Genomic DNA, 13,293 nt, shown 5'->3' on the forward strand with positions numbered 1-13,293 from the left:
GCAACGTAGGTCGTAACTATAAATTTTGGGCATCACACAGGAGAAGAAATGAATAACTTCTCTAGTTTACGTCCTTCTCAATATGGCGACTGCTATAACGGATTTGAGATCGCAATCTTGCTCTATCTCATTTCTCTGCTTGCATTCCTGATAACCCTGCGGGTTGAACCCGCCACGACCAAGACCTGACAACCGTTCTAGAGATAAATGCACTAAGCTGCATAATAGTTCCCCGAGCGAGGTCATATTAGTGGTTCCTCTTCGCGATGAAAATCCAGTTCAAATTACCCCCTACGTTACCTATGGCCTGATTGCCCTGAATGTATTGGTGTTTGGCTATGAATTAAGTTTGTCTCCAGCTCAGCTCAGCCTCTTTATGCAGCACTGGGCAGTCGTTCCCATTGAACTTACCACCAGTTTTGGCGGCTTTTCGACCGTTGATGCGGGAGAATGGGGCACCTTAATTACGTCCCAGTTCCTCCATGGCGGCTTTCTACATGTGGCGGGCAATATGCTCTACCTATGGATTTTTGGTAATAACGTGGAAGAGCAGCTAGGCCGAGTCCGATTTTTGCTGTTTTATCTAGTCTGTGGGGCGTTGGCGGTTTTAACCCAATGGTTTTTCAATCCGCTATCGATGGTGCCATCTTTGGGGGCCAGTGGTGCGATCGCAGGCGTAATGGGGGCCTATATCTTTCGCTTCCCCCAAGTCAGAATCCTGACGCTGGTCCCATTGGGTATTTTTCTGACCACCTTTCGCATTCCCGCCATCCTCTACCTGGGATTTTGGTTTTTGCAGCAGGCCTTTTACGGGGTTGCCAGTTTAGACTCGCCCGTAACCGTGGGGATGGAAGCGGGTGGGATTGCCTATTGGGCCCATGCGGGGGGCTTTGTATTCGGGGCGATTCTGGGGCCGATACTAGGTTTATTTAGCAATTCGGACAACGCCCTACGCTCTTCTGAAGATTAGATCGTCACTCTGCAAAGTTGATTTAATGCAGGTTGTTTGGGCTCCAATCGTTGCCGTCAAGCTAGTCAAACGATGCCCCCGGATGGGTGAGCATGTTCAACACCCCGATGGCGTGATTACTACGCTTAAATCTGCCAGGACTGAATCCTAGGGATGCTTTCTTAGGCAAAATCTCAGGTTAGGAATTAAGAAACGCTAAGCATCGTCTTCTCCATTGGATAGTCCTGAAAAGCATAGCCAACAGTTGTTTCAGGGAAAACAAGCAGTTGTATCGCCTTATTCAGACTTGCATCTTTAGGATGAATCCATGATGATGGCGGGCGATAAGATGGCTGCATCAGAGGATTAGACGAGGAAACTTCATCGGACTCAAACTAGTCATGAGTGATCATCCCCACGCGAATCGGACCCTAGAGAGTTGCCTACTGAACGACGTATTTGGGACAGAAAAAAAATGAAAGCAAGCTGGTTATTGCCGCTCGCTTTGTGCATCTTGGGCTGGGCAGATAGTGCCTCCGCAGGGCAGCTCACGTATTGGAAGTTTAATTCCAAGCAAAGCCGTATTGATTTGATTACAAACTCAGCCATCAAGCCTCGCGCCAAGGTTGTGATGAATCCCACACGGTTGGTGATTGATCTGCCGAATACAACGTTTCGTAAACTCAAAGCCCGCCGCAAAATCAGTAAGTATGTGCGAGAGGTCCGGGTCGCCCAGCATAGCCGCAGCACCACTCGGGTCGTCGTAGAGCTAAATTCCAAATATACCCTCAGCCCTCGCCGAGTGAGAGTCCGAGGCATTGCTCCCAATCGTTGGTATATACAGCTCCCGAAGTTCTTTCCCCTAAAAGATGCCAAGAAAGCCTCTCGACGAACCATTGCGGTGCGGGTGCCACCCCCCAAAATTCCCAAGCCTTCGAGTTCATCTCCAGGCCCCATTGTTTCCAAACCTGTTAAGTCAGGCGCTAAAGTTGTCGTTATTGACCCCGGTCACGGCGGAGCCGATCCGGGCGCTGTTGGGATTGGGGGGCTACAAGAAAAGCGAATTGTTTTGGATGTCTCGACGCAAGTTCATAACCTGCTGCGGCGGCGGGGCATTAATGCTGTATTAACCCGAACGAGCGATCGCGAAGTGGATTTACCCCCACGGGTGGCGAAAGCAGAAGGGGTTCGTGCCCATGCATTTGTCAGTATTCATGCCAACGCCATTAGTTTGAGTCGGCCCGACATTAATGGTTTAGAGACCTACTATTACGTCACCGGATTTCGGTTAGCTCGGGCCATTCACACCAGTATCCGGCGGTCAGTATCCGTGGGCGACCGAGGGATTCGTCAAGCCCGCTTCTATGTGCTCCGCAAAACATCCATGCCTGCCGTCCTCGTTGAGTTAGGGTTTGTGACGGGGCGGACGGATGCTGCCAAACTCCGCACTGCCGCCCATCGTCAACGCTTGGCAGAAGCCATTGCCCAAGGAATTATCAATTATCTACAGGGACGTTAAGCGATGGAGGACTAGCTCTTGCCAATTTCGGAACTGAGCAGAGTTCGGAGCAATTTACCTGTTTGCAAGTTCCATATCTTGATACTGCGATCGCTACTGCCGCTGACGAGCCATTTGTTGTTGGGACTGATCGCTAATGCAGAGATACTGCCCCTATGATCGGTCAGGGTCTGCAACAGTTGACCCGTATTGAGATCCCATATCTTAATCGTCTGATCATCACCACCACTGATAAGGACTTGGTTATCAACGCTAACTACCAGCGAGGAAACCATTTTTTCATGGGCTTTAAACGTTTTCAGCAATTTTCCGGTTTGAAAATTCCATAAACCAATCTTTCCGCCCCAACTCCCTGTAATCAGGGTTTTCCCCCGACCACTCAGAACAAGGGCACTGGTTAGTTCAGACGATTGCCATCCTTGAGAATTGGGTAAACGCTTCAGCAATTTTCCAGTGTTGACATTCCACTGCTGAATCTGACCATCGCTGTTACTCGTCACCAGGGTGTTGGCATCGGGACTCATAACCATCGCTTGCTCAGACGCCATCAGTTGGGACGGAATGCGCGTCACTTTATCGGTTTTGAGATTATAGAGAAAGATAGATCCTCCCCACGCGCTGCTGGCCATTACATGCGTCTCTGGATCAATGACTGTGGTTCGAATCCCACCTTCGGGCCGTATGGCTGTGTAGTTGACGAAACTGCGGATCAGCTTGGCAGATGGAAGATCCCACTGCAGCACTTTGCCACTGACACTACTGCTCACTAGGGATCTCCCACCGTCCACAAAGTGGCCAGAGACAATCGGCTCATAATGTTCTGACAAGGTATTGAGGAGTTTCCCGGTCCTTAAATTCCAAATTTTGAGGGTAAAGTCCCGACTGCCACTGACTAGGATCTGGCCATCGGGGCTGATGGCGAGCGTAGTAACGGTATCTAAATGTCCTCTTTGAGGGATAGATGGATCGCCAAGCGCACTGGCTGAGTTGGCTTGTCCAGGTAGGGTTTGATTGGAGGGGGCGCCCTGCAAGGCAATTCCTAATTTGGACGCCAGCCACTGGTCAACGGCTCTTTCCAATGACTGAGACCAATAGGTGAAGGTTTGAGGATTGAGTTCGGGGGCCAAGAGGAGGCCTAGTCCCAAAAAACTAAACCCACACAGCACCAGTCCTAATACTGAATTAGAAATGGAAGGTGGCCAGCTGGATCGCTGGGCAAAAGGCATTTGTAGGATAGAACGGGTTACCCCAGCATTGGGAATTTTCATGCTCTGCAACTGCTGCATGCGTTGGGCATAGGCTGCCGCCAGCGTTGGGCTGGCTATCCCCGGTTTGGCTGTCCAAGGATTGACCTTTTTCGAATGGGTCGGCCTAACTGCAGGTTTGGAGATGACTGGGGCGGGACTAAAAATATCGACTCCTAATCGAGACTTGCGATCGCACCAATAACAGTGGCCATAGCTTTGGCTGTAATGGTGATTCGACTCTAGATGGCATGTCTTCAGACTTTCAATCGCTTTTTTCAGCGCCGTCATCCATTGTTGCGCCGAGGGTCTAAGATGAGGTTGCCCATGCCCCTGGGTAAAGCACTGATGAAAGCAAGACTGCAACTGGGGATGCAAAATCGATAGAGGAATGGTATTAGGACCCGGTCGGATCAGACTTTGGGGGGCATAGGGCCAAAACCCCTTTTCAATTAAGGTGGTCGGTTGTGGCGATTCACCTTGACCAATCCACTTTCCCTTAAAGGGCTGATCACCAAATAGCAGCAGAAATATAATGACCCCCAACCGAAACCGATCATGAATCTCGGTTTGGTCTATAGTGGCTAAATCTTTGCCGAGGAGTTCAGCCGGCGTGAACCCTTCTGAGCCAACCCAACATCGGAATACCTCACGGGTGTGGGGGTCTTGGACCTGGAACGAATCGGTATCGATGATAGAAATCAGGGCTTGGTTATTCACCAAAATATTTTGCGGTTTAACATCACCGACGACATACCCCTCCGTATGCACCGCATTCATACTGGAGGCAATATTTAAGGCAGCAGTGTGAAGGTAATACCAGTTAAAACGAGGGGCTTTGCGACTCCGGAGCCGCGGGTTATACATGGTCGATAACTTTACACTCTCGTCAATCTCAGGCATGAGGAAACCCATCGGCTGACCTTTCTGGTTTTCGAGCAGATCTTTAGGCCAGGCCAAGGAAATATGATTTTGGCCTCGAGTCGGGTCTTCGGGTGGGTGGGCAATCATTACCCGCAATTTCTGAAACCGCTCAGACTTGCGTTCGTGATAAAGCTTAGCTAAAAAACCACGACAACTCGTTTTCCAAACGGTGCCTTCGCCACTGCTCGCGATCTTCTTGGTCAGCGACAGAGTCCGCCCAGAAACCTGGCATTTGAGAACCGTCATCCGTCCGCCTCTGGTCCAAATAGACAAAGCAGTAACGTCTTGTCGTCATCCGTCTTCGCATTTAAGCGCTCGGATTCTAAAAACGCCTCTAAATAGGCTTGGCGTTCATTCGCATCAGGAATAGAGCGCAGACATTCCAAAAAAGGCTTAAAAAATGGCGGAAAAGCTTGCCAATCCTGAAAACGAATCGCAACTTTTTCTAAGCCATCAGTTGCAGCACAGACAAAGGGGTGATGATCAGCACGCACAGCAACTTGCATCTGCTCTACAGCATGATCGCTGGTGACAAATACCGTTTCATTGATATATTCGCCTTTGCTGGGCTCAAAAAGAAGTTCAAAACAGTCCATTTGTTCAGCTTGGTGTTGTTCAGCTTGGGTGACAATAAAGCCATCACCAATTTGCATACAGGCAAGCCAATGGGGAGTCGCAATAAAGCTCAGTAATGTACATCCTAACTCGCGCAGATCATACTCACCAGTCTCTGCTTCCGCTCGTAGAGCAGCAACAACAGTCTCTACCATCTGCTTAAAGAGGGTTTCAGCCTCGGCATTCATGGTCTCAAATTCCATGGATGACCAATCGTCTTGTTGCTGCGCTAGGGTGTCTAGGGCCGTTTTGACGGCCATTTGGGCACCGACATCAGAAAATTTTGCACTCCCCGCCCCATCTGCAACAGCACCGATCAGCGTATTGGCTTGGATCACATAACTGCCAAAGTCTTGGCAAGGTAACTGCTTTTTTAGGTGACGGGTACCAATTGCAGAGTGAACGATTGCTCTCCAGGCCACAGCCTCTCCTTTTGGGTTTGAGGGATAACAGTAGAAATGGGTAGGATTTAGGACCTGGAGACTTCAACTTTGGGAGCAGCAAACCCTCACAAGCCTGGGACCGCTAGGTGGCAATTTGGCCCCACCCAACAGGGGGTAAAGCCACCATATCGCCCCCAACCGTACTGCTAGACACCCTCACCATAGAATCGCTGAGCCAGAGGAACATGGACCGGAAATCTAGGCCATTAAGCATCAGTGGCGGACGCTCAGGTGGGGCAATCTGATTCAAAATGGACATATCAGCACCCTGAACCCCCACTGCGAAAAACGATAGCTTACGCTGAGCTTCAGCATTCTTGAGGCGTTCTGCGGCCTGCTGCCAGGGTGAGTCGGGGTTGGGGGCACCATCCGTGATCAAAAAGACCCAAGGTCGGTAATATTGAATGCCATTATTGCGGTAGGTCGTCTTGCGGTTCTCAAGGAGATCGAGGGCGTAGCTAATGGCCTCCCCCATTGGGGTTAGACCATGGGCTTCGAGTTGAAGGGGAATGAATTGATCAATGGTGACGAAATCTTGAACCAGCTCTACGGGTCCGAAACTCACAATTGCCACATCCACCCGCAATGCGGCCTGCTCATCCTGCAGTACGGCTTCTTTAAAGGCTTCTAAACCACTATTGAGCGCATCCATGGGTGCACCGCTCATAGAGCTAGACGTATCCACCAGCAAAATTACTGGGCAACGATTCTCGGGATTTTCAACGAATTCTGGTTGTCCAATCATCTAGATTTCTCGAATTTAGGAGTGATAAATTGCATGTTTACAGACCCCCCAGATCACAGCACAGCATCCAATACCAGCCTTGTTAGACCGATATTGGTATGCTTGGCCTACTTTTTCAGTAGGTTAACATAATCCGTATAAGCACTAATACCTAATAAAGCCCTGGAGTCGTTTCTCAGCAAAGCTTTAGCGAAATTAATGATTTTCGCTCCATCATAACCCATACTGCTGGTCATTGAGTTGCCGCAGGCATTATATCTGCGTATATTCCAGTATTTCAGTCTTCAACTTGGCTGAGACGTCTTAGCTTGAGAACATCACTCATTTTGCGAATTTGCGCACAAATTTGGTCGAGTTGATTGCAATGTTCGATATCGAGTCCCAAATTAATGACTGCCGTTTGGCCGGGGAAGGTTTTGACTTGGGCATTATGGACGTTGACTTTACTGTCGGTTAATCGAGTCAAAATATCTTTGAGAATGCCTACGCGATCAATCACTTCAATCTGGATCTCAATGGGGTAGGTGTAGCGACGGCCTTGTGCGGCTTGATGGGCCGGGTTCCAATTGACGGGAATCAGCCGATCACCGGGAATATTACCAATGTTGCTACAGCCCTGGCGGTGGATAGAAATGCCTCGATTGCTGAGGGTGACTGCGCCTATAATGGGTTCTCCCGGCAAAGGTTTACAGCAGCCTGCCATATGGTAAACCAGACCTTCTATGCCAGCAATGGGAGAGTCACTCGAACTTGGAAGCGGACGCTGACTGGTTTGTGAGGGTAGATTAACCTCGGTCAGACTGGATGTGGGCGCTTCAGGATTTTTTTGCTGACTACGAATGGTTTCTCGCAGTCGGTTCGCGACGCCATTTAAGGTCACTTCTCCGTAACCTAGGGCTGCCAGAAGATCATCAGGGGTTTGATAGTTACACCGATTCGCAACTATCTGCATCGGCTCAGATTTGAGTAAAGCATCAAAGCCCTTCTTACCCAGGGCTTTTTCCAACATTTCACGACCACGCAAGATGTTTTCTTCTCGGTGGGAACGCTTATACCATTGTCGAATGCGGTTGCGGGCCGTATTACTAGCGGCGAAGTTGAGCCAATCTAAACTGGGATGGGCACTATTTTGGGTCATAATCTCGACAATATCCCCATTGTTGAGGGGCGTATCGAGGGTGACCATGCGTCCATTGACGCGAGCCCCAAAGCAGTGATTCCCAACTTCTGTATGAATCCGATAAGCGAAATCTACAGGGGTGGCCCCTTGGGTCAGATCGATCAGAGCACCTTTGGGCGTAAACACATACACTTCGCTGTCAAAGAGATTATCTTTGACGTTATCTAAGTATTCTTGAGCATCTTTGAGATCGCTCTGCCATTCCAAGAGCTGACGCAACCAAGTGAATTTTTCGTCATCGGGGCTCCAGGATGTCTTACCTGGCAGGTTGGAAGATTCCTTATATTTCCAATGGGCGGCAATCCCATACTCGGCAATATGGTGCATCTCCTCCGTGCGAATTTGCACTTCTAGAGGACGTCCTCCTAAACCAATCACAATAGTATGTAGGGACTGGTAGCGGTTGGGTTTAGGTAAGCCAATATAGTCTTTGAATCGTCCGGGAATGGGACGAAAACAGTCATGGACAACAGCTAAGGCGCGATAACATTCTTCGTTGGTTTTGACAATCACCCGCACGGCAGCGACATCATAAATCTCATGAAATTCCTTTTGTTGCCGCTCCATCTTCTGACTAATGCTAAACAGATGCTTAGGGCGGCCAGAAATTTCTAGGTGGTGAGGGCAAATGGGTTCAAGGCGATCACGCAAAATATGGATAGCTCGGTCAATATGCTCTTCTCGGTCGGCCCGTTTGTCAGCGACCAACTGTTGCATTTTTCGATAGGTGTCGGGCTCTAGATACTTGAATGCTAGATCTTCTAATTCCCATTTAAATCGCCAGATCCCCAGGCGGTTAGCGAGGGGAGCAAAAACATCTCGCGTTTCCTGAGCAATGCGTCGCTGTTTGGCCGGGGGCAGATGCTCTAACGTGCGCATATTATGGAGCCGATCCGCCAGTTTAACCACGATCACACGGATATCTTGGGCCATCGCCAAGAACATGCGGCGAAAGTTTTCGGCTTCTCGCTCGGTTTTGGTCGAGAAATTGAATTTGGAGAGTTTGGTCACGCCTTCAACTAGCTGACGCACTTCTAGGCCAAATTCGGATTCGATGGTTTCTGGGGTGACCTCTGTGTCTTCTACGACATCGTGGAGGAAGCCAGCCGCGATCATGGCTGCACTGCCGCCTAGATCCCGCAATAACTCGGCAACGGATACGGGATGGGCAATGTAGGGCTCTCCAGAGGCCCGGCGCTGACCTTCATGAAGTTGGTAGCCAAAATTAAAGGCTCGGCAAATTAGCGTTTGCTCGGCAATGCCGTTACTGTCTTCAGACGCATCGACCTCTAGCATACATTCCTGTAGCCAAGTGGGGAGTTCGAGATCGGTGGGTGTGACTGTAGCTTTTAAATTCATGCTACATCGGGGTACGGAGAAGACAGTTTAAACAAATCTTAACAGAGGCTGGTCCCCTATGAATTGGCTTTTATCTATCCAAGTGTATAGTTAATTCATTTTTATAAATTCTATTCTACCCAACTGTGAAAGACCTACTGCAAGAGCGCCAGGAAATGGGGGATATCCGAGGCAATCACAAATGATGTCAGGATTGTAGTCGTTGCGATCGCAATCCGTTACCCTATAGCCAGGTTTAGCAAGGAAGTGGCCAATGTCTTTTGTGGGTTTACATATTCACAGCGACTATAGTCTCTTGGATGGGGCCAGTCAACTCCCGGATTTGGTGTCCCGAGCCGTGGAACTAAATATGCCCGCCATTGCCTTGACAGACCATGGGGTGATGTATGGGGCCATTGGCTTGATTAAGACCTGTAAAAAGCAGGGAATTAAGCCCATTGTCGGCAATGAAATGTACGTGATCAATGGCGATATCACTAAGCAAGAGCGGCGGCCTCGCTATCACCAGGTGGTGTTGGCGAAGAACAAAAAAGGCTATCAAAACCTCGTTAAATTAACGACTATCTCCAGCCTACATGGGGTCCAAGGGCGTGGCATCTTCTCTCGACCCTGTATTAATAAAGACCTGTTGGAAGAACACCATGAAGGGCTAATTGTCACCAGCGCCTGCTTAGGAGGCGAGATTCCCCAGGCAATTATGAAGGAAAAGCCGGATATCGCCCGACGGATTGCCAAATGGTACAAAGACCTATTTGGGGATGACTATTACTTAGAAATTCAAGATCACGGTTCCCAGGAAGATCGGGTCGTGAATGTGGAATTGGTGCGGATCGCCCAGGAACTAGATATTAAGGTGATTGCCACCAATGACTCCCACTTTATCTCCTGTTATGACGTGGAGTCCCATGATGCTTTGCTCTGTATCCAGACGGGTAAGTTGATTACGGAAGATAAGCGGCTGCGCTACAGCGGTACGGAGTATCTGAAAACTGCGGATGAAATGGCCTTGATGTTTCGGGACCATCTGACAGATGACGTGATTGCTGATGCGATCGCAACCACCCTAGAGGTGGCCGAAAAGATCGAAACCTACGATATCTTCCGGGACCCCCAAAGCCCTGACTATGAAGTACCAGAGGGCTATACAGCGGAAACCTATCTAGAAGAAGTGACCTGGGATGGCCTTCTAGAACGCTGCAACTGCAAAGAACGAGCCGAAGTCACGGATACCTATAAAGAACGCCTAGAATATGAGCTGGAAATGCTCCAGCAAATGGGCTTTTCCACCTATTTCTTGGTGGTGTGGGATTACATCAAATATGCCCGCGACAACAATATTCCCGTGGGACCGGGGCGGGGCAGTGCGGCAGGTTCTCTGGTGGCCTATGCCTTAGGGATTACCAATATCGACCCGGTGCATCACGGTCTGCTGTTTGAGCGGTTCCTCAATCCAGAACGGAAGTCCATGCCTGATATTGATACGGACTTCTGTATCGAGAAGCGGGACGCCATGATTGACTATGTGACCCGCAAATATGGTGAAGACCGGGTGGCTCAGATTATTACCTTTAACCGCATGACCTCTAAGGCGGTGCTCAAGGATGTGGCGCGGGTGCTGGATATTCCCTATGGGGAAGCGGATCGGATGGCAAAGCTGATTCCAGTGGCGCGGGGTAAACCCACCAAGCTCAAGGTGATGATCTCTGATGAAACACCTGCCCCCGAGTTTAAGGAAAAATACGACAAAGATCCGATTGTGCGTCGCTGGCTGGATATGGCGATTCGGATTGAGGGCACCAACAAAACCTTTGGGGTCCATGCGGCGGGGGTGGTGATTGCCTCGGAACCCTTGGACCAGATTGTGCCTTTGCAGCGCAATAACGACGGGGCGGTGATTACCCAATACTTTATGGAGGATCTGGAGTCCCTGGGCCTGCTAAAGATGGACTTTTTGGGCCTCAAGAACCTGACGATGATCCAGAAGACCACGGATCTGCTGAAGCAAAACCGCCAGCTTGATTTGGATGTGGATCGAGTGCCGATGGATGACCCAGAAGCCTTCCAGCTTCTAGCACGAGGGGAACTGGAAGGGGTATTCCAGCTAGAGTCCTCGGGGATGCGGCAGGTGGTGAAAGACTTGAAGCCCTCCAATATTGAAGATATTTCCTCGATTCTGGCCCTCTATCGACCGGGTCCGCTGGATGCGGGGCTGATTCCCAAGTTTATTAACCGCAAGCATGGTCGCGAAAGTATTGACTATCCCCATGATCTGATTAAGCCGATTCTGGAAGAAACCTACGGCATTATGGTCTATCAGGAGCAAATCATGAAGATTGCTCAGGATATGGCGGGATATTCCCTCGGACAAGCTGATTTACTGCGGCGAGCCATGGGTAAAAAGAAGATGGCGGAGATGGAGAAGCACCGCGAAATCTTTATTGATGGCGCTGCCGAAAAAGGAGTCGATAAAAAGGTCTCGGAAAATCTCTTTGACCAAATGCTGTTATTTGCGGAATATTGCCTGAGCTATGACACACCGGTGTTGACGTTGGAGTATGGTTGGCTGCCGATTGGTCAGGTGGTGCAGGGGCAGCTTGAGTGTCAGGTGTTTTCGATTAATGAGCAAGGGCATCTATATACCCAACCAATTGCCCAGTGGCATCATCGAGGTCAGCAAGAGGTGTTTGAATATACATTGGCGGATGGTTCGACGATTCAGGCAACGGCGGAACATCAGTTTATGACGACGGATGGGCAGATGTATCCGATTCAGCAGATTTTTGAGGACGAGTTGAGTTTGAAGCAATTGCCATTGCCTTGGCAGACAGGGCTGAAACAGGCTAGTTAAATTCTGCCAAGCTGCTGTAGAGTATTTTCTGAAATATATTCGACAAAAGATAAATTGTCAGATTATGATTTATGAAATGATTCACCATCTATATGTGGAATACTCATCTTTTGCATAACTATTTGCTTGGCAAAAGCCATCTATATCTGGAAACAACCTGAATTGTCTGATATCAAAAACTTCTTGAAGGATTTCTAGGCTTTCTTCTTTTAGAGAGGGTGATATTGCATAGAACTTTGTCGCTCCTTCTTCTCGTGGCAAGACCAAACTACCCCAACTATTCTCCTTTAGTTCACTGAATAAGAATTGGGAGTGTTGAGCAGCAACTCGGTTGGTAATCACTGGAGGCTCCCACGTAAATAACGTGTCTGTGTCTTTTATATCATCCATTACTTCCTCATATTTTCTTGCGTCTGGCTCGCTTTCACATCCTGCTAGGTGATCTGTATGGACACCCATTAATAAACCCATCTTTTCAGGATTTGATACACAACAGAAGTACAGTGCAACCAATACACTTTGACTGGTATCCAACAGTCTTGTAGCCGTGCCATGATGTTGAAGCCTAGCTAGCAATTCCATATCTGATAGCTGTCTGCCTTCATGAAAACGATAACCACTATGAGTAGCTTGCTCAAGAAGCCGTAATTCGTAGTCTGCTAAACTAGATTCATCTTTTTGCTTTATTCTGCGATAGCCTGAGCTGTGAATTGGCCATTCTATATTTCCTTGCCTGCGCCACATCCTCGCTTGGTAATTTGAATTGCTGTTTTCATACTCAATTAATGATTGAAAAAGCTCATCAAAACTTTTAGGATTTTTGATTTGCCCAAAAATGTTTGAATTAATTAGCTTCATGGTACACAACTGAAACCTAAACATCAATTATACTGATGAAGTTAATTATGCTAACAAAAACTTATATATTGCTTTTTTAAAGTTTTAATCCTCTTGTATTGGAATTGCCAGCTACAGAAAAATAACAATTTCATATATTCAGTAAATAATATTTCTCTGGTACTTAAGATTCTGAATCTTTGAATGATAATGCCTTGTTTGGATTTTTGATCTGCATGGATATTCTTGATTCAACTTACTTGTGTGAATATCTTAATGAGGTACCCCCCCGTTGCTGTTGCTTTTTAATATGAAATGGTAAGGGACTAAATCATCTAAAAGGGTAAAATTTCTTGATCATATTGTTTCGGTAATGAGGTTTTTATCCAAACTAGACCTTCGCCAGATTCCAGAGCGACATCAATGTAGAGCCGATCTACTGACTCAGAAGCTCCATCCTTATTCCCTTCAAAAGACTCTAGTGCTTCAGTAGACCTCTTGCAATATTCGTTTCATGATGTGTTACTGATTCACAACTCATTTCGGGTTTTTATCCAGTTGACCCAACAAATCGGCTGTTTAACCTACATGAACAACAAAGAAAGAAGAAACAGGCAATTGCATCGCCTC

At 48.2% G+C, this 13,293-nt stretch carries 9 protein-coding genes; 4 read left to right on the forward strand and 5 right to left on the reverse strand.

Annotated elements, in window-relative coordinates; genetic code table 11:
* Positions 1-48 precede the first annotated feature (48 nt).
* The 3 genes from Q0991_RS15610 to Q0991_RS15620 all read left to right on the forward strand — a co-directional run bounded on the left by Q0991_RS15610 (position 49) and on the right by Q0991_RS15620 (position 2,468).
* Positions 49-189, forward strand: coding sequence for a hypothetical protein (locus tag Q0991_RS15610; protein ID WP_299489870.1), 141 nt, complete (start codon positions 49-51; stop codon positions 187-189).
* A gap of 61 nt (positions 190-250) precedes the next feature.
* Positions 251-970, forward strand: a complete 720-nt coding sequence (locus Q0991_RS15615; RefSeq protein ID WP_299489872.1) for a rhomboid family intramembrane serine protease — start codon at positions 251-253, stop codon at positions 968-970.
* Between the two features lie 454 nt (positions 971-1,424).
* Entirely contained in the window at positions 1,425-2,468 is a 1,044-nt protein-coding gene (locus Q0991_RS15620) for an N-acetylmuramoyl-L-alanine amidase (protein WP_299489874.1), read from the forward strand.
* An 11-nt stretch (positions 2,469-2,479) separates the two neighbouring features.
* Here Q0991_RS15620 and Q0991_RS15625 read toward each other — a convergent pair whose 3' ends face one another.
* The 4 genes from Q0991_RS15625 to Q0991_RS15640 form a co-directional block, all read right to left on the reverse strand.
* A complete protein-coding gene (locus tag Q0991_RS15625; protein WP_299489876.1) occupies positions 2,480-4,882 on the reverse strand; it encodes a hypothetical protein in 2,403 nt (800 codons plus the stop codon).
* Positions 4,879-5,673: a PP2C family serine/threonine-protein phosphatase gene (locus Q0991_RS15630; RefSeq protein ID WP_299489879.1), complete on the reverse strand. Its 795-nt coding sequence runs from the start codon at positions 5,671-5,673 to the stop codon at positions 4,879-4,881. The genes Q0991_RS15625 and Q0991_RS15630 overlap by 4 nt, the downstream gene beginning before the upstream one ends.
* 103 nt (positions 5,674-5,776) lie before the next feature.
* Positions 5,777-6,439, reverse strand: coding sequence for a VWA domain-containing protein (locus Q0991_RS15635; protein ID WP_299489882.1), 663 nt, complete (start codon positions 6,437-6,439; stop codon positions 5,777-5,779).
* A 277-nt stretch (positions 6,440-6,716) separates the two neighbouring features.
* Entirely contained in the window at positions 6,717-8,978 is a 2,262-nt protein-coding gene (locus tag Q0991_RS15640; protein WP_299489884.1) for a bifunctional (p)ppGpp synthetase/guanosine-3',5'-bis(diphosphate) 3'-pyrophosphohydrolase, read from the reverse strand.
* A 253-nt stretch (positions 8,979-9,231) separates the two neighbouring features.
* On the opposite strand from Q0991_RS15640, the gene Q0991_RS15645 reads away from it, so the two are divergent.
* The gene (locus Q0991_RS15645) at positions 9,232-11,826 is read left to right on the forward strand and encodes a DNA polymerase III subunit alpha (RefSeq protein ID WP_299489886.1); all 2,595 of its coding nucleotides are present in this window, start codon (positions 9,232-9,234) and stop codon (positions 11,824-11,826) included.
* Between the two features lie 81 nt (positions 11,827-11,907).
* Here Q0991_RS15645 and Q0991_RS15650 read toward each other — a convergent pair whose 3' ends face one another.
* Entirely contained in the window at positions 11,908-12,684 is a 777-nt protein-coding gene (locus tag Q0991_RS15650) for an FRG domain-containing protein (protein WP_299489888.1), read from the reverse strand.
* Positions 12,685-13,293 lie beyond the last annotated feature (609 nt).

This window comes from Acaryochloris sp. IP29b_bin.137 (genome assembly GCF_028285745.1).
GTDB lineage: Bacteria > Cyanobacteriota > Cyanobacteriia > Thermosynechococcales > Thermosynechococcaceae > Acaryochloris.